The organism is Streptomyces sp. NBC_00287 (assembly GCF_036173105.1).
GTDB lineage: Bacteria > Actinomycetota > Actinomycetes > Streptomycetales > Streptomycetaceae > Streptomyces.
Genome location: NZ_CP108053.1, coordinates 4,195,942 through 4,214,750 on the forward strand (window position 1 = coordinate 4,195,942; position 18,809 = coordinate 4,214,750).

General features: G+C 71.5%; 7 protein-coding genes. 5 read left to right on the plus strand and 2 right to left on the minus strand.

Going from position 1 to position 18,809, the window contains the following annotated elements; genetic code table 11:
- Window positions 1–58 precede the first annotated feature (58 nt).
- Both OHT76_RS18980 and OHT76_RS18985 read right to left on the minus strand, forming a co-directional pair.
- The gene (locus OHT76_RS18980; protein ID WP_328872031.1) at window positions 59–1,588 is read right to left on the minus strand and encodes an MFS transporter; all 1,530 of its coding nucleotides are present in this window, start codon (window positions 1,586–1,588) and stop codon (window positions 59–61) included.
- Window positions 1,589–1,671: 83 nt separating this feature from the next.
- Window positions 1,672–2,319 carry a TetR/AcrR family transcriptional regulator gene (locus OHT76_RS18985; RefSeq protein ID WP_328872032.1) on the minus strand — a complete coding sequence of 216 codons (648 nt, stop codon included), beginning with the start codon at window positions 2,317–2,319 and terminating at the stop codon, window positions 1,672–1,674.
- Between the two features lie 249 nt (window positions 2,320–2,568).
- On the opposite strand from OHT76_RS18985, the gene OHT76_RS18990 reads away from it, so the two are divergent.
- From OHT76_RS18990 to OHT76_RS19010, 5 genes are all read left to right on the plus strand, one after another.
- Window positions 2,569–3,846: a M6 family metalloprotease domain-containing protein gene (locus OHT76_RS18990; RefSeq protein ID WP_328872033.1), complete on the plus strand. Its 1,278-nt coding sequence runs from the start codon at window positions 2,569–2,571 to the stop codon at window positions 3,844–3,846.
- A 349-nt stretch (window positions 3,847–4,195) separates the two neighbouring features.
- The gene (locus tag OHT76_RS18995) at window positions 4,196–5,752 is read left to right on the plus strand and encodes an IclR family transcriptional regulator domain-containing protein (protein WP_328872034.1); all 1,557 of its coding nucleotides are present in this window, start codon (window positions 4,196–4,198) and stop codon (window positions 5,750–5,752) included.
- Window positions 5,753–5,813: 61 nt separating this feature from the next.
- The gene (locus tag OHT76_RS19000) at window positions 5,814–7,094 is read left to right on the plus strand and encodes an MFS transporter (protein WP_328872035.1); all 1,281 of its coding nucleotides are present in this window, start codon (window positions 5,814–5,816) and stop codon (window positions 7,092–7,094) included.
- Entirely contained in the window at window positions 7,072–17,757 is a 10,686-nt protein-coding gene (locus OHT76_RS19005) for a non-ribosomal peptide synthetase (protein ID WP_328872036.1), read from the plus strand. The genes OHT76_RS19000 and OHT76_RS19005 overlap by 23 nt, the downstream gene beginning before the upstream one ends.
- Window positions 17,750–18,766 (plus strand): serine hydrolase domain-containing protein, encoded by a 1,017-nt coding sequence (locus OHT76_RS19010; RefSeq protein ID WP_328872037.1) that lies wholly within the window; start codon window positions 17,750–17,752, stop codon window positions 18,764–18,766. Before OHT76_RS19005 ends, OHT76_RS19010 begins: the two co-directional genes overlap by 8 nt.
- The last annotated feature ends 43 nt before the right edge of the window (window positions 18,767–18,809 follow it).

An 18,809-nucleotide genomic window follows, 5' to 3' on the forward strand; every position in this document is an offset into this window, starting at 1 on the left:
CGTACGGGGCGTCCCCTTCCCCGTACGTACGGGTCGGTCGTCCCGAAGAGGTCCGTCGTCAGTGGGCGACGACCGGTACCGCCAGTTCCTCCTCGGCGCCGTCCTCGGACGAGGCCACCGGGCTGTTGTCCGGCTTGCCGGCGTTGACGAAGGTGAAGGCGATCAGCGCGGCGGCGACCAGGATGCCGACGGCCGCCCAGATGGCGGTGGTGTAGCCCTCGACCATGCCCTCCAGCTGGACCAGCTGCTGCTGGGACCGGGTGGCGGCACCGCCGATGTGGTCGGCGATGTAGGTGGTGGTGGCCGAGGCGGCGATCGTGTTCAGCAGGGCCGTACCGATCGCACCGCCCACCTGCTGGGAGGTGTTGACCATCGCGGAGGCGACACCGGAGTCCTGCGGCTTGACGCCCATGGTGGCCAGGGACATGGCCGGCATGAACGCCGTACCCATACCGAGGCCGAGCAGCAGCATCGCCGGCAGCAGCAGGGCGGTGTAGGAGGAGTCGACCTCCAGCTGGGTCAGCATCAGCATGCCGACCGCGGCGAGCAGGAAGCCGGGGCCCATCAGCAGCCGCGGCGCGACCCGGGTCATCAGGCGGGTGCCGATCTGGGTCGAGCCCACGATCATGCCCACGATCATCGGCAGGAACGCGAAGCCGGTCTTGACCGGCGAGTACTCCTGGACGATCTGCAGGTAGTAGGTCAGGAACAGGAACAGACCGAACATGCCGATGATGGCGAGGCCCAGCGAGAGGTAGATCCCGCCGCGGTTGCGGTCGGTGATCACGCGCAGCGGCAGCAGCGGGGCCTTGACCTTGGCCTCGGTGACGACGAACGCGAGCAGCAGAACGACGGAGGCGACGAACATGCCGACCGTCACCGTGTCGCCCCAGCCCTCGGACTCGGCGCGGGTGAAGCCGTAGACCAGCGCGACCAGGCCCAGGGTGGAGAGCAGGACGCCCGGGATGTCGAGCGGGTTGCGGTTGCGGGCGCCCTCGGGCTCACGGATGACGAACCAGGCACCGGCCGCCGCGATCACGGCGAACGGGATGTTCACGAAGAACGTCCAGCGCCAGTCCAGGTACTCGGTGAGGAAGCCGCCGAGGATCAGACCGACAGCGCCGCCGGCACCGGCGATGGCGCCGTAGATACCGAACGCCTTGGCGCGCTCCTTGGCGTCCGTGAACATCACGGCGAGCAGGGAGAGCGCGGCGGGCGCGAGCAGGGCACCGAAGACACCCTGCAGGGCGCGGGCGCCGAACATCATGGCCTCGTTGGTGGCGGCGCCACCGAGCGCGGAGGCCGCGGCGAAGCCGGCGAGACCGACGACAAAGGCGCGCTTACGGCCCCACAGGTCGGCGATCCGGCCGCCGAAGAGCAGCAGACCACCGAAGGCGAGGGCGTAGGCCGTGACGACCCACTGCCGGTTGCCGTCGGATATGCCGAGGTCCTGCTGGGCTGAGGGGAGCGCGATGTTCACGATGGTGGCGTCGAGGACGACCATCAGCTGGGCGAGCGCGATGAAGACGAGCGCTTTCCAGCGGTTGGAATCCGGTACGGATGGAGCCTTTACGGCTGCTTGAGACATGGGGGTACCCACTTCGGGACTTCGTGACGGAAAAAGAGTGTGAGTAAAGGTGTTGCGAGTAGGGACTGGCGTCGGGCGCTCGACTAATCGGCTTGGCGCAGGTCCTCCAGGGTCACGGCCGTGCCGGGGAGTTCGGAGCGGGCCGGGGCCCGCAGTCCGTCCAGGAACAGCTGAAGATGGCGGTGGACGAAGCGATCGACGCTCGTGCAGCCCGCGCCGGCCGGGGGCCGGCTGAGCTGGGCCACGGCGACCATCAGATCGCCGACACCGACGTCCGTGCGGAGCTGTCCGGCTGCCCGGGCGCGCTCCATGACCGCCTCGATGACCTGCTCACTGCGCTCGCGCGCGGCCTCCAGATCCGGGTGGTTCTGGTCGAAGGTGCTGGAGATCATCGGGCACAGGGCGCTGATCCGCTCGTCCGCGGAGGTGTGCACAAAGCGCTCCAGCGCCTCGAAGGCGTCGCCGTGCTCGGCGAGCGCGGTCTCGGCCGCGGCCACCGTACGGTCCATGACGGAACAGACGACCTCGCGGACGAGTGCGTCGCGGTCCGGGAAGTTGCGGTACACCGTGGCATTGCCGACGCCCGCCCGGCGGGCGATGTCATCGAGCGGTACGTCAGGACCGTGCTCGACGAACATCTCCCGGGCGGCGGTGACGATCCGCTCCCGGTTGCGCAGGGCGTCGGCGCGCGGCCGGGTCACCTTGCGCTCTACGGGGATGGCGGTCTGCACGGCGTACTCCTTGAAGAGTGCTGGGTGCGATCCGGGGAAGCTCTCCCCGTTTCGCGTGGGACACAGGTCTAAACGGGGAGACGATCCCCGGTTATTTCCCCTCCCGGACGAGTTTTCCTGTGACCTGAGTCACAGCTCTTCCGGGTGCCACGTTCGGGCTCCTCCAGCGCGCGCCCGCGCTCCCCTCGGCCGAGGGTGATCGCAAGGGTGCAGCCGGTCCGGCGGCTGCCGCGGACGAAGGGCCCCTGCATGCAGCCGTCCAGCCGTCGGATATGCCCCCGCCGCATCGCCGCCCTCGCCTCCGTGACCGCGCTGACCTTCGCGGTCAACACCGCGGCCGGCTCGGGACAGCTCTCGGCGGGCGGTACGACGGCGAAGGCGGGCCCGATCGCCCCGGCCCGCAGCTCCGTGCTCGGCCCCTGCATGATCAGCGGCGATCCGTCGGTGCAGATGTCGGAGGGCGTACCGACACCGGGCGGCTACTCCCGCTCGACCGGCACGGTCAGGGCCCTCACCTTGATGATCGACTTCTCCGACGCCCGCGGCCAGGGCCGCGCCCGGGACCGCTTCCGCGAGTTCTTCCCGCAGACCCAGAACTGGTTCCGCACCAGCTCCTACGGCCGCCTCGACTACCGCGCCGAGACCCCGATCCCCGGCTGGCTGCGGATGCCGAAGTCGTTCGAGGAGTACGGCATAGAACGCGGCGCCCCCTTCGACCCCGGCTACCGGGATCTGGTCCAGGACCTGGTGGCCGCGGCCGACCCGAAGGTGGACTTCCGCCGCTACGACTTCCTGAACGTCCTGGTGACGCCGAACGCCGGGCCCTCGGCCCTGGACACGGTCCTCTCGGTCACCTTCGCCGGAAATACGGAGGCCCCGGTCGCCGACGGCGTCCCCGTCGCCAACGCCTCCTTCGTCTACTCCCGCCAGGACGACGGCTCCGGCACCTACGACCGCACCGGCTACCGCGTCCTCCCCCACGAGAACGGCCATGTCTTCGGCCTGCCCGACCTCTACACCCAGGAGGGTGGGGGCGCGGTCGGCCACTGGGACATCATGAGCGAGGACTGGGGCGCCAACAACGACCTGCTCGGCTGGCACAAATGGAAGCTGGGCTGGCTGGACATGGCCCAGATCAGCTGCGCGACGGCCCCCGGAACGACGGAGTACCGGCTGACCCCGCTGGCCCGCACCGGCGGCCCGAAACTGGTCTTCGTCCCGCTGGACGGCCGCACCGGATACGCCGTGGAACTGCGCACCCGCGAGGGCAACGACGAAACGGTGTGCCGGCCGGGGGTGCTGATCTACAAGGTCGACGCGGACGTGGACACCGGGCAGGGGCCGGTACGGGTGTACGACAGCGCGCGGGACAGCGGGGGCTGCACCCGGAGCCCGAACGTCCACGCGGAACTGTCGGACGCGCCGTTCATGCCCGGCGAGGACTTCAAGGATCCCCGGCGGGGAATCCGGATCGCGGTGGCGGCGGAGCTGTCCGGTGATCACGTGGTGCGGGTGACGCGGGGCTGAGGGCTCGCGGGGGGTTTGGGGCGGGACCTGCCGAGACCCTCGGGTGACGCGGGGCCGGGGACTCGCGCACGGGACTACCGCGGGACCTGCCCGGACTCGCAGATGACGCGGGGCCGAGGACACGCGCACGGGACTACCGCTCGACCTGCCCGGACTCGCAGATGACGCGGGGCCGAGGACACGCGCACGGGACTACCGCTCGACCTGCCCGGACTCGCAGATGACGCGGGGCCGAGGACACGCGCACGGGACTACCGCGGGACCTGCCCGGACTCGCAGATGACTCGGGGCCGGGGACTCGCGCACGGGATTACGGTTGGGCTGCCGAGACCGCCGTACCGGAGAGCCGATGCCCGCACAGATCACGACCGCCGTCCCTCCTGCCGAGGCGGTCGCGCCCTTGATCCGGGGGGTCGCCGTACTGCGGGAGCTGACGGAGGCGGGCGGGACGATGAGCCCGAGCGGTCTGGAGCGCGCCACGGGCCTCGCCCGCTCGACGGTCGACCGCATCACCTCCACCCTCGCCCGCATGGGGTACGTCCGTCTCGACGGCCGGGACGCGGTCCTGACCCCCCGTCTGATGGAACTGGGCAACGCCTATCTGGCGGCCCTGGGGCTGCCCTCGCTGTTGCGCGGGCACGCGGACGCGCTGGCCGACGAACTGGACGAGTCGGTCTCCCTGGCGGTGCCCGACGGCGACGGCATCCGCTTCATCCACCAGGCCACCCGCCGCCGGGCGATGTCCCTCAGCTTCCGCATCGGCGACCTGCTCCCGGCCGAACGCACCGCGCCGGGACCGCTGTTCGCCCTGGAGTGGACGCAGGAGGAGTGGCGTTCGTGGCGCGACCGCAGGGCGCGGGATCCGCAGGACGGGGCCTTCTCGGCCGTACCGCCGAGGGAACGGCCGGACGGGGACGAGGAGTTCACGGAGCGGGTGGCGCGGGCGCGGGAGGACGGCTGGGCGCTGGACGACCAGTTGATCGAGCCGGGGCTGGTGGCGCTGTCGGTGCCCGTACGGGAGCCCGGCACGCACCGGATCGCCTGTGTGGCCAGCGTGGTGAGCCACACGAGCCGCCACACGGCGACGGACTTGCGTGAGGCGCTGCTGCCGAGGCTGCGGCGGGCGGTGGCGACGATGGAGCGGGAGCTGAGAAGGGCACCCGCCGTGGAACCGGCCGCGCCGCCCTCCGCCCTGGCGGCCTGGACGGGCGGGTCGAAGCAGGAACTGGGCCGGGACTTCGTGGAGTCGCTGGCCCGGGGTCTTACGGTGCTGACGGCGTTCGGCGAGGGCAGGGCCCGCCTGACGCTGACGGAGGTGGCCCAGGCGACGGGACTGGCACGGGCGACGGCACGGCGAGCGCTGATCACGTACGAGTACCTGGGCCTGGTGACCCGCCCGGACGAGCGCACGTACGCCTTGACGTCCCGGGTCCTGTCCCTGGGCTTCCCCCCGCTGTCCCGGACGACACTCCCCCGCCTGGCGACTCCCCACCTGGCGGACCTGACCGCCCGGATCCAGGAGTCGACGTCGCTGGCCGTACTGACCCCGGACGGTTCGGAGATCCACCGCACGGCCGGGATCGCCGCGCACCGCGTCATGAGCGTGCACGTCCAGGCGGGCACCCGCCTGCCCGCGCGGGAGACGGCGCAGGGCCGCGTCCTGCTGGAGGACTTGGGGCACGTCCTCGTCGACGACGAACAGGAACGCGGGCTGCGCGCCCTCGCGGTCCCCGTCCACGACCGTGCGGGCCGGGCGGTTGCCGCGGCGGGCGTGGCGATGCACGCGGCCCGCCACACCCCGGAGGACTGCGAGCAGCGCATCCTCCCGGCCCTGCGGGCCACGGCGGACGCCATCGCGACGGACCTCCGCGCGGCGTCCCGCTTCACCCACGTGCCCCTGTCCTGACCCACGGTGTCAGGGACGGACCGTATAGATCGCGTATAGGCGCCGATCTCACCGTCGCCCCATGACCGCGATCGAAACGACCGGTCCGACGCCTCTGCGGCGGAACCGGGACTTCCTGCTGCTGTGGTCCGGTGCCGCCGTGTCCTTTCTGGGCACCAGGGTCGCGGGGGTCTCGTATCCGCTGATCGTGCTCTGGCACACCGATTCGCCGCTGGTGATGTCGGCGGTGTCGTTCGCGGCGCTGCTGCCGCTGCTGCTGGTGCAGTTGCCCGCCGGTGTCCTCGTCGACCGCTGGGACCGGCGACGGCTGATGATGGTCTGCGAGGGCGCACGGGCCGTGGCGCTCGGCAGCGTCGTCGTCACCCTCGCCGCCGGGCACTTCTCCGCGGTCCAGCTGGCCACCGTAGCGTTCCTGGAGACCAGCCTCGCCATCCTGTACCGGCTCGCCGAGCGCGGAGCCGTACGCAATGTCGTCGACGCGGGCCAACTGGCGGCGGCCCTCTCGCAGAACGAGGCGCGCGGGCGCGCGGCCGTGCTGCTCGGCCAGCCCGGCGGCGTCCTGCTGCAGAGCGCGGCGCGCTGGGCGCCCTTTCTCTTCTCGGCGCTGGCCGGGCTCGCCTCGCTCGGCAGCCTGCTGCTGATCCGCAAGGAGTTCCAGCAGCGCCGCAAGGGGCCGCAGAAGTCGCTGCGCACCGAACTCGTGGAGGGACTGCGCTGGTTGGCGCGGCAGCGGTTCCTGCGCACGGCGCTCGCCTTCGTCGCCGGCAGCAATCTGCTCCTGCAGATCCTGCCGCTCGCGCTCTTCGTGCTCGTCAAGGAGGAGGGGCGAGCGCAGAGTGCGGTCGCCGTCATCGTGGCCGCGGGCGGAATCGGCGGCATCGTCGGGGCGCTGAGCGGCAATTGGTGGCAGCGCAGGATCAGCCTCCGTACGGTCCTGGTCGGCGGGCTGTTCGGCTGGGCGGCCCTGATCACCGCCATGGCCCTCGCCCGGGAGCCGGTCGTACTCGGCGTGCTGTTCGCCGGGACGGGATACATCACCGGCGTCTTCAATGTCGCCGCCGCCGTCTACCAGGTCCGCACCACCCCGGACGCCCTCCAGGGCCGGGTCGCGGGCACCTCGCATCTCATCGCCACCGGAGCCAATGTGCTCGGCGTCCTGCTCGGGGGTCTTGCCCTCTCCTCCTTCGGCACGGGCCTCGTCTTCCTGCTGATCGGCGGCGCCGTGGCGGCACTGGCCACGGCGGCGACGACCACCCCGGCGCTGCGGGACGAACACGCCGCCACGACCGAGAAGTCCACCGAGACAAGGGAGACCGATCATGGGCACGAGCGCACACGGTGACCGGGACGCCCTCCGCGCCGAACTGCTCAGGCGCAGGCTCGCGGGAAAGGGCCGCGGCCACCGGCGCAGGGACCCGGTGCGCGCCGACCGCAACGGTCCGCTGCGGCTGTCCCACGGCCAGCAGCAGATGTGGTTCCTGAACCGTCTTGAACCCGGCAGCCCCGAGTATCTGGTCCCGCTGGCCCTGCGGCTGCGGGGCCCTCTCGACGTCCCGGCCCTGGCGCGGGCCTGGGACCGCTTCCTCGCGCGGCACGAGATCCTGCGCACCCGGTACACCTGGCAGGACTCGGAGCCCCTCCAGGTCATCGACCCCGTGCGCCCGGTGGAGCTTCCTGTCGAGGACATCTCCCAACTCCCGGATGCCGAAAGGGAGTCGGCGGTTCTGGAGCGCATCGCTCGGGCCTCCAAGCGACCCCTGGACCTGGAGCGGGAGTGGCCGGTGCGCGGACAGCTGCTGCGCTGCTCGGCCGACGAGCACATCCTGATCGTGGTCGTGCACCACATCGCCTGCGACGCCTGGTCGACGCACCTGTTCGCCGAGGACATCAGCGCGCTGTACGAGGCCGGTCCCGGAGAGGGCCCGGAGCCGCTCGGCTTCCAATACGCGGACTACGCGGCCTGGGAGCGCGAGCAGCTCACGGGCGAGACCGGACAGCGCAGTCTCGCCTACTGGCGACGGCAGCTGGCCGGCCTGACCCCGCTCGCCCTCCCGACGGACCGGCCACGCCCCGCCGTGCGCGATCCCCGGGGCGACTCGGTCGTCCGCGCGCTGCCGGCCGAACTCGCCGACGCCGTACGGGATCTGGCCAAGCGCCATGACACGACACCGTTCACCGTGCTGCTCACCGCCTTCCAGGTCCTGCTGGCCCGGTACACCGGCGAGGACGACATCGCCGTCGGCACCCTGCTCTCGACCCGGAACCGCCCGGAGTGGCAGCGCCTGTTCGGCTACGGCATCACCAGCCTCGTCCTGCGCGGCCGCCTCGACGGTGATCCGGCCTTCGACGAGCTGCTGTCCGCCACCCGCGGCACGGTGCTCGACGCCTTCGAGCACCAGGAGGTGTCGTTCCGCCACCTGGTCACGGAACTCGAACCGGAACGCGACCGGTCGCGCACCCCGCTCTTCCAGGTGCTGTTCACCCTGCGCGAGGAGACGGTCGACGACTACCGGCTGCCGGGCGTCTTCATGACCCGTATCCCGCCCGCCGACCCCCCGGCCCGGTTCGACCTCTCCCTGGTGATGAACGAGGGCCGGGACGGAGCGCTGTCCGCACAACTGGAGTTCGCGACAGCCCTGTTCGACCGTACGACGGCCGAACGGATGCTGAGCCATTTCGTCCGTCTCCTCACCGCCGCCACCGCCCGGCCGGAGACCCCGATCTCCCGTCTGGAGATCCTCACCGAGCAGGAGCGCACGGCGCTGCTGGAGGCCGCGGGACCACGCGGCGGGCGTCCCGTCACCCGGCGGGTCCATGAGCTGTTCGAGGAGCAGGTGAGACGTACGCCGGATGCCGCGGCGGTCTCGTACGGCGGGCAAACGCTGTCGTACGGGGAGCTCAACGCCCGTGCCAACCGCATCGCCCATCTGCTGCGCGCGAAGGGTGTGGGCCCGGAGGACCTGGTCGGGCTTTGTCTGGAGCGGGGCATCGAGCTGATGCCCGCGCTGCTGGGTGTGCTCAAGTCCGGCGCCGCCTATGTCCCACTGGATCCGGCGAACCCGCCCGAGCGGCTGGCCTACATCGCGGCGGATACGGCGGCCCCGGTGGTGCTGAGCACTTCGGCGCAGTCTCTGGAGGGCCTGTACGACGGTGAACTCGTCCTTCTGGACCGGGACGCGGAGCTGATCGCCGCCCAGCCCGACACCGATCCGGCCGTGGAGGGCAGCCCGCAGAACCTGATCTACACGATCTACACGTCCGGCTCGACCGGGAAGCCCAAGGGCGTCGCGCTCACCCACGCCAACGTGGTGCGGCTGCTGGAGGAAGCGCGGCAGCATCTCGCGTACGGCGAGAGCGATGTGTGGTCGCTGTTCCACTCGTACGCCTTCGATGTGTCGGTCTTCGAGATGTGGGGTGCGCTGCTGCACGGCGGTCGGCTGGTCGTGGTGCCGGCCGAGGTCACGCGCTCGCCGGAGGAGTTCCTGGACCTGCTGGTGGCTCAGGAGGTGACCGTCCTCAGCCAGACGCCGTCCGCGTTCCGCGGTCTGGCGGTGGCTGCGGGAGAGCGTGAACTCGCCGTACGGGCCGTGGTGTTCGCGGGCGAGCGACTCGACGTCCACGAGCTGAGGCCGTGGACCGAACGGCGGGGCCTGGACCGGGTCGCCCTGGTGAACATGTACGGGATCACCGAGACCACCGTCCACACCACCTACCACCGGCTGACCGAGCGGGACCTGGAGGCCGGAGCGGGCAGTGTCATCGGCCGCCCGCTGGATGACCTCTCCGTCCATCTGCTGGACCGCGAGGGCTGGTTGGTGCCGGTCGGGGTGCCGGGCGAGATCCATGTCGGCGGCCCGGGTGTGGCCCGCGGCTATCTGAACCGCCCCGAGCTGACCGCCGAGCGTTTTGTGCCGGACCCGTTCGGCCCCGCGGGCTCCCGGCTGTACCGGAGCGGTGACCTGGCCCAGCGGCTCCCGGACGGGCGGCTCGAGTTCCTCGGCCGGATCGACGACCAGGTGAAGATCCGTGGCTTCCGCGTCGAGCTCGGCGAGATCGAGAGCGCGCTGGCCACCCATCCGGCGCTGCGCGACGCCGTCGTCCTCGTCCGCGACGAACAGCTGGTGGCGTACGTCCTGCCGATGGAGCACGCGCCGAGTCCGGCCGAGCTGCGGGCCCACCTGGCGACCTCGCTGCCCGAGTACATGGTCCCCGCGGCCTTCGTCGCCCTCGACCGGCTCCCGCTGACCACCAACGGCAAGCTCGACAAGCGCGCCCTGCCCGCACCCGGCCGGGACGCGCTGGCCGGGGAGCGGGCGTACGCCGCTCCGCGCACCGTCGTCGAGGAGCGTGTCGCCGAGGTCTGGCAGGAGGTGCTCGGCCTGGACCGGGTCAGCGTCGAGGACAGCTTCTTCGACCTCGGCGGCGACTCCATCCGGGCGGTGGCACTCGTCGGCGCCCTGCGCGCGGCCGGATTCGACGTCGCCGTACGGGACGTCTTCGATCACCGCACGGTGACCGGTCTTGCCGGGATCGTGGCGGGGCGGGGGCAGGCCGTCGTACGGGAGGCGGTGCGGCCGTTCGAGCTGCTGGCCGACGAGGACCGGGAGCGGCTGCCGGCCGGGCTCGCCGACGCGTATCCGATGGCGCAGACGCAGATCGGCATGGTCGTCGACATGCTCGCGCACGACCGGCACAGCAACTACCAGAACGTCGCCTCCACCAGGATGCGCGACAAGGTCCCCTTCGACCTCGACGCCCTGCGCACGGCCGCCGCCGTGGTCGTCGAACGGCATGACGTCCTGCGCACCTCCTTCGATCTCAAGACGTGTTCGTTACCTGTGCAGTTGGTGCATCCGACGGCCGAGATCCCGACCGTGGTACGTGATCTGCGCGGCCTCGGCGCGGACGAGGTGGAGCGCAGCCTCGATGCCTTCCACGCCGAGGAGAAGGCCCGCCTCTTCGACCTCGCGAAACCCCCGCTGTTCCGGCTGACCGCACACCTGGTGGACGGCGGCTGGTGGCTGTCGGTGACCGAGTTCCACGGCATCGTGGAGGGGTGGAGCTACCACTCCCTGGTCCAGGAACTGCTCGCCCGTTACCAGGAGTTGTGCGAGGGCCGGGCACTGTCGCCCTACACGCCGCCCACTGTCAGGTTCGCCGACTCCATCGCCGGGGAGCTGCGCGCCCTGGCCTCCCAGGAGGACCGCGCCCACTGGGCACGGACGATCCACGGCACGCCGAAGTTCTCCCTGCCGGAGAGCTGGGGCGATCCGGAGCGGCCCGTCGAGCACTTCTGGGTGTCCGTGCCCTTCGACGATCTGGAGGAGGGGCTGCGCGCCCTGGCCGCCGAGGCCGGTGCCTCGCTCAAGAGCGTGCTGGTCGCGGCGCACGGCAAGGTGCTGAGCCTGCTCACCGGTGAACCCGAGTTCACCAGCGGCGTCGTGGTGCACACCCGGCCGGAGGCAGTGGACGCCGACCGCATCTACGGCATGCACCTCAACACCGTTCCGTTCGCCTTTGGCGGTACGTCCGGCACCTGGCGCGAACTCGTGGCGCGGGCCTACGCCCAGGAGGCCGGACTCTGGCCGCACCGGCGGTTCCCCATGCCGGAGATGCAGCGCATGGCGGGCGGCCGGCGCCTGGTGGACGTCCTGCTCAACCATGTGGACTTCGACCGCCTGGAGAGCGACGCGGTCGACCTGGACACCGTGCTGGCCCCCGGGACGACGGAGTTCGACCTCGCCGTCACCACCATTTCCCGGCGCATCGGGCTGAAGACCAACACCCGTGCCCTGAGCCGACCGAACGCGGCCCGGGTGGCCGCGCTGTACCGGTCGGTGCTGGAGGCGATGGCGGCGGATCCGGAAGGGTCGGCGCAGGAGTCCCATCTGCCGGAGCGGGAGCGTCGGCGTCAGCTGGTGGAGTGGAACGACACGGGGTCCGAGGCGCCGGCGGCGTCAGTGCTGGAGCTGTTCGAGCAGCAGGCGGCGAGGACTCCGCAGGCGGTGGCGGTACGCGGCGAGGACGGCACGATGTCGTACGCGGAACTGGATGCCGAGGCCAACCGGATCGCGCACTGCTTGCGTGGCCGCGGAGTGGGCGCGGAATCCCGGGTCGCGGTCATGCTGGACCGGGGTCCGGCGCTGGTCGCCTCGCTGCTCGGGGTGTGGAAGGCGGGGGCGGCGTATGTGCCGGTGGACCCGTCGTATCCGGCCGAGCGAGTGGCCGCGATCGTCGAGGCGGCGGGCGCGAAGGTGCTCGTGGACGAACCCCTGTCCGTGACGGACTTCCCCGCCTCGCCGCCGCCCCGCGTCGACGCTCTCGACCAGCTCGCCTATGTGATCTTCACGTCCGGTTCGACCGGCATGCCGAAGGGGGTGGAGGTCACCCACCGAGGCCTGGCCAACCATGTCGCCTGGGCAGCCCAGGAGTTGGCATCCCAGGGAACCGGCGGCGCCCCCCTGTTCTCGTCGGTGGCCTTCGACCTCGTCGTCCCCAACCTGTGGGCGCCGCTGGTGACGGGACAGACGGTGCACACGGTTTCCGCCCGGGTCGACATGGCCGATCTCGGCAGCCACCTGTCCGCCGGGGCGCCGTACAGCTTCATCAAGCTCACCCCCGGTCATCTGGAGGTGCTCACCCACCAGCTCACGCCCTCCGAAGCCGCCGCCCTCGCCACGGTCCTCGTCGTCGCGGGCGAGGCGTTCACGCGGGCGACGCTCAAGCGCTGGCGTGCTCTCGCCCCGAAGACGCGGCTGGTCAATGAGTACGGACCGACCGAGGCGACCGTCGGCACCTGCGTGTACGAGGTACCGGCCGAGCCCGAGGAGGAGATCCTGCCGATCGGCAGACCGCTGCCCAATATGACGATGTACGTCCTGGACGCTCAGCTGCAGCCGGTCCCCGTGGGCGTGGCGGGCGAGCTGTACGTCGGCGGCACGGGCGTGGCCCGCGGCTATGCGAACCGCCCCGACCTCACGGCCGAGCGGTTCCTGCCCGACCCGTACGCCGTCGCACCGGGCGCTCGTCTCTACCGCACCGGTGACCTGGTGCGGCAGCGCGAGGACGGGAACGTGGAGTTCCTGGGCCGCCTCGACGACCAGGTCAAGATCCGTGGGTTCCGGGTCGAGCCCGGCGAGATCCGGGCCGCCCTGGCCCAACACCCCGCCGTCCACGAGGCGTTCGTGACGACCGTCGACGGCGAGCTCGCCGCGTACTGCACCCCTCGGACGGTCAAGGCCGACGCCCTGCGCGAGCACCTGGCGGCCAGGCTGCCCGACTACATGATCCCCGCCACCTTCACCGCCCTGGAGGCCATGCCCCTCAACGCCAACGGCAAGATCGACCGCCGCGCCCTGCCCACCCCCTCCGGGCCCGCCTCGGACACCTACATCGCCCCACGCCCAGGCACAGAGGAGCAGATCGCCGCCGCCTGGCGCAGGGTCCTGGAACGCGAACGCGTCGGAGCCGAGGACAGCTTCTTCGATCTCGGCGGCGACTCGATCCGCGCCGTCGCCCTCGTCGGCGCCCTGCGCGCTAGCGGGTTCGACCTCGACGTACGGGATGTCTTCGACTGCCGTACGGTCGCCGCGCTCGCCGTCCTCGTCGCGGACCGCGCACCCGCGGCCGTACAGGCCCTTGTGCAGCCGTTCGAGCTGCTCACCGCCGAGGACCGGGAGCGGCTGCCGACCGGGCTCGTCGACGCCTACCCGATGTCGCAGACCCAGACCGGCATGGTCGTGGAGATGCTGGCCGACGAGAGGCTGCGCCGCTATCACAGCGTGACGTCGTTCCGGGTCCGGGACGCGGGGCCCTTCGAGCCCGCCGCCCTGATCGCCGCCGCGCGGACGGTCGTACGGCGGCACGAGGCGCTGCGGACCTCCTTCGACCTCAACTCCTATTCGGTGCCTGTGCAGTTGGTGCACCCGGCTGCCGAGATCCCGGTGTCCGTGCACGACGCCGCGTCCCTGTCCCTGGACATCCAGCGGGCCCTGCGCGACTTCCAGGCCGAGCAGCGGTCCCGTCCGTTCGCTCTCTCCTCCCCGCCGCTGCTCCGCCTCGCCGCCCATGTGGAGGGCGAGGGGGCGTGGTGGCTGTCGATGGTCCGCTGCCATGCGATCACCGAGGGCTGGAGCCACTACAACCTGCTGATGGAGCTGCTCGACTGCTACCGGCGGTTCCGCGACGGCGAGGCCGTGGAACCGGCCGACGAGACCCAGCTGCGGTACGCCGACTTCATCGCGGCCGAGCAGCGTGCCCTGGCCTCGGACGAGGACCGGGCCTACTGGGCCGGGGTCGTCGAAGAGCATCCCGCCTTCTCGCTGTCGACCGGGTGGGGAACACCGGAGGAGGACGGCCAGGTCAGGCTCCGTATCCCGATCCACGACCTGGAGCCCGGACTGCGTACGCTCGCGAGCCGGGCCAGGGCCTCGCTCAAGAGCGTGCTGCTCGCCGCCCACCTCAAGGTGCTCAGCGCTCTCACCGGGGAGCGTGCCTTCACCACCGGACTCGTCTGCGACGCCCGGCCGGAGGCGGTCGGCGCGGACCGGGTGCACGGCATGTACCTGAACACCGTGCCGTTCGTCCACGACCGCTGCCGGGCGACCGGCAGTTGGCTGGACCTCGTGCGGTCGGCCTTCGACCGCGAGGTGGAGCTGTGGCCGCACCGCCGCTTCCCGATGCCGGAGATGCAGCGCATGGCGGGCGGCGGCCGACTGGTCACCGTGTCCTTCAACTACCTCGACTTCCACCAGGTCGACCAGGAACTCATCGACGTGGCGCCCACGCTCGCCGAGGGCAGCACCGAGTTCGACCTCGCCGTGACGACCCTCGCCGGACACCTGGCTCTCAGCACCGGCGTCCTGAGCCACGCCGCCGCACAGCGGATCGGGGCGATGTACCGACAGGTGCTCGAAGCCATGGCGGCCGACCCCGACGGGGACGCGGGCAAGGAGCTGTTCCTCTCTGCCGAAGAGCGGTCCCTGCTCACGGAACTCGGCTGCCCGGCGGCCCCGGCCGACCCGCAGGCCACCCTGCCCGACCTCTTCGAGCGCCAGGCCGCCCGCACCCCGGACGCGCCGGCCCTCGTCCATGGCGCGGCCACCGTGTCGTACGCGGACTTGGAGGCCCGCGCCAACCGCATCGCCCACCACCTACGGGACCGGGGCGTGTCCACCGGGTCGCCCGTGGGCGTACTGCTGGACCGCGAACCGGACCTGGTGGCCTGCCTGCTCGGCGTGTGGAAGGCGGGCGGGGCGTACGTCCCGCTGGATCCGGCGTCGCCCCTGGACCGGCTGGAGTTCATGCTCGCGGACGCGGGCGCGGGGGTCCTGCTGACGCGGCGCGAGAGTGTCCCGCGGGGCTTCGACCATCCGGGAACCCTGTACCTGGAGGACGCTTCCTTCGACACGTACCCGGCCACGGCGCCCACCCGGGAGACCTACGGCGAGCACCTTGCGTACGTCATCCACACCTCCGGCTCCACCGGCCGCCCCAAGGGCGTCCAGATCACCCACCGCGGACTCGCGCACCGGGTCACCTGGGCGCTGCGTGAGCAGGGCCTCGGCCCCGACGACCGCGTCCTCCACAAGACGTCGATCGGCTTCGACGCGGCCGGCTGGGAGCTGTTCGCCCCGCTGGTCTGCGGCGGTGCGGTGGTGCTCGCCCCTGCCGGGGCGGAACGGGACCCGGCCGCGCTGCTGCGTTCCGTCGCCGACCATCGGGTGACGGTGCTGCAAGTCGTACCGTCGGTGCTGCGTCTGCTGGTGGAGACGGAGGGCTGGGGCTCGTGCACGGAGCTGCGGCTGTTGTGCTCGGCGGGCGAGCAGCTCGACGGTGAACTGGCCGGGCGGGTGCGGGCGTTGAGTCCGTCCGTGGAGCTGTGGAACACCTACGGCCCCACCGAGTGCACCATCGACGCCACCGCGTACCGGGTCCCGTCCGGCCCGCTCACGGGGTCGGTGCCGATCGGCCGTCCCCTCCCGCACGCCGGTGCGCGAGTCCTGGACGCCGATCTGCGCCAGGTCCTGGTCGGAGTGACCGGTGAGCTGTACATCGGCGGCGCCGGCCTCGCGCGGGGCTACGCGGGCCGACCGGACCTGACCGCCGACCGGTTCGTACCCGATCCCTACGGCGGCCCCGGGGAGCGGCTGTACCGGACCGGTGACCTGGCACGGGTGCTGCCGGACGGCACGCTCCAGTACGTCGGTCGGACGGACGACGAGGTCAAGATCAACGGGGTTCGGGTGGCCCCGGCGGAGACGAGGGCCGCGCTGCTTGCCCTGCCCGGCGTGCGGGACGCGGTCGTGGTTCCGTGGCGGGACGGGCAGGGCGAACAGCGGCTGGTGGGTTATGTGGTGGGCGAGGGGGCGGCGTGTGCGGTGGGCGAGGGGGCGGCGTGTGCGGTGGCCGAGGAGGCCGGGTATGCGGTGGGCGAGGAGGCCGCCTTTGTGGTGGCCGAGGACATCGATCCGGCCCGACTGCGCCGCCTGCTCTCCGCCACCCTGCCCGCCGCCCTCGTCCCCGGCCTCTTCGTCGCGCTCGACCGCATCCCGCTCACGGTGAACGGCAAGCCGGACCGGGCCGCCCTCCCGGCGCCCGCACCGGCCGAGGATCCCGCAGGTCCGGCCCCGAGCACCCCCGTCGAACGGGCGATCGCCGACATCTGGACCCAGGTGCTCGGCCTGGAGTGGGTGAGCGCGCACGACAACTTCTTCGATTACGGCGGGGACTCCCTGATGGTCATCAGGGTGATCGGCGCGGCACGCAAACGGGGCCTGCCGCTGACCCTGCGGATGCTGTACGAGTACGACACCCTGGCCGCCCTGGCCGAGGCCGTCGACTCGTTGATGGGAGGACAGGGCATGACTACCGACGTACAACCGACGCCTGAGCCGACACGGGCCGTGCTCCTGCCAGGGACATTCCGGCGGGAACTGGAGGAGGTCATGGCGGCCCACCACGTTCCCGGGGTGAGCATCGCGTTGCTGCGCGGCGGCGAGGTGATGTCCCTGGAGGGATACGGGGTAACGGCGGCCGACCGCCCCGAACCGGTCACCCCCCACACCCCCTTCCAGGTGGCCTCGGTGAGCAAACACGTCACGGTGCTGGCCATGCTCCAGCTCGTCGGCGACGGCGTGCTCAACCTGGATGCCGACATCAACCGGTACCTCACCATGTGGCAGGTCCCGGACGGCGCCCGGATCACCCTGCGCGAGCTGATCAGCCATCAGTCGGGCCTGAGCCACGTCCCCCCGACCAACTACCTGCCCACCGAGCCGATGCCGTCGATCCCCGAGATCCTCTTCGGCCGCCCGCCCGCCACCAACGCGCCGGTCCGGGCCGAGCACCCGGCGGGCACCGTCTTCAAGAAGACGAACATCAACTTCTCGGTGCTGGAGCAGCTGCTCCTCGATGTCACCGGCGAGCCTTTCGGGGCGATGATGCGGCGCCTCGTCCTCGACCCGCTGTCCATGACCGACAGCACCTTCGACCAGAACCACCCCGCCGTCGCACCGGCCCCGGTGGCGGTCGGCCACGATCCCGACGGGGCCCCGATACCCGGCCGTTGGCGCGTCCGCAACGAGGTCGCGGCCGGCGGATTGTGGGCGAGCGCCTCGGACCTCGCCAAGGTGGCGCTGGAGATCCGCCGCGCGTACCTCGGTGAACCCGGCACCCTGATCGGCCGCCCGCTGGCACAGCAGATGCTGACCATGTGGCATCCGGGCAGCTTCTACGGCCTCGGCACCGTCGTCGACACCACCGCGGGCGAGGTGGAGTACGGGCACGGCGGCCGTACCGTCGGCTACCGCGTCGGCACCTTCACTCGGGTCGACAGCGGCGAGGGCCTGATCGTGCTGACCAACTCGGAGAACGGCAAGCAGATCAACACCTTCGTCGCGGACACCGTCCGACGGGCGGGCGGCGGCTTCGGCACCGGAGAGATGATCGCGACCTGGACGGACGCCGAGGACGAGCCGGTGGAGCGGGTGGCGTCCGGTGAATGAGGCGCTGGAACAGACGGTGGGCAATCGCCCTGACAACGAGGCCACCGCCGTACTCCTACGGGCCGAAGGCCCCGACGGCCCCTGGTCGGCGGCGTCCGGCGTCGCCGACCTCATGACCGGCGAACCGGCCGGCCACGACCACCGCTTCCGCATCGGCGGAGTGACCAAGACCTTCGTCGCGGCGGTCGTGCTCGGGCTGGTCGACGACGGCCTGATCGACCCGGACGAACCGGTGGATCGCCAGCTCCCCGGGCTGCTCCAGGCGCCGGTGACCGTACGCCAACTCCTCGACCACACCAGCGGCCTGGCCGACGACAGCGACGTCCGCTACAACGACACCCCCTGGTTCCTACGCCACCGCCTCGACGTCTTCACCCCCGCGCAACTGATCGACCTCCCCCTGCGGGAACCGCTCAGCTTCACCCCCGGCACCCGGCAGCAGATCACCCGGGCCAACTACGTACTGGCCGGAATGCTGATCGAGCAGCTCACAGGACGCCCGTACGCGCAGGAGATAGAGGAACGCATCCTGCGCCCGTTGGACCTGACCGCGACGACCATCCCCGGCACCGACCCCACCATGCCGGCACCGCACATCCGCGGGTACGAGAACGGGCTCGACATCACCGAGCACAGCCCGACGATCCACGGCGCCGCAGGCGAGATGATCTCGACCGTCCCCGACCTGGACCGATTCCTGACGGCCCTGTTCGGCGGCGAACTCCTCACCCCGGAGAGCCTCGCCCACATGTTCCGGGTCCCGGACGTCCCCTACGTCAAGGGCGGCCGGGCCTTCTGCGGCGCGGGACTCGACAGCATGGTCCTACCCGGCGGCACCACGGCATGGGGCATGGCAGGCGTCGTCCACGGCTACCTCAGCGGCCTGGGCGCCACCCGCGACCTGAAACGCCGAGTCGTCTACATGATGAGCCCCCGCACCCGAGGAACCATGCGCGTACCCCCCACGGTCCAGTCCCTCCTCACCACAGCCCTCACCCCCACCCACTGACCGGCCCCGCAACCAACCCACCCGCTACACTGTCGGCGGTGAC

Coding starts and splice junctions, on each gene's coding strand:
- OHT76_RS18980 (WP_328872031.1), bottom strand. CDS start 1,588: ATGTCTCAAGCAGCCGTAAAGGCTCCATCCGTACCGGATTCCAACCGC.
- OHT76_RS18990 (WP_328872033.1), top strand. CDS start 2,569: ATGCAGCCGTCCAGCCGTCGGATATGCCCCCGCCGCATCGCCGCCCTC.
- OHT76_RS18995 (WP_328872034.1), top strand. CDS start 4,196: ATGCCCGCACAGATCACGACCGCCGTCCCTCCTGCCGAGGCGGTCGCG.
- OHT76_RS19000 (WP_328872035.1), top strand. CDS start 5,814: ATGACCGCGATCGAAACGACCGGTCCGACGCCTCTGCGGCGGAACCGG.
- OHT76_RS19005 (WP_328872036.1), top strand. CDS start 7,072: ATGGGCACGAGCGCACACGGTGACCGGGACGCCCTCCGCGCCGAACTG.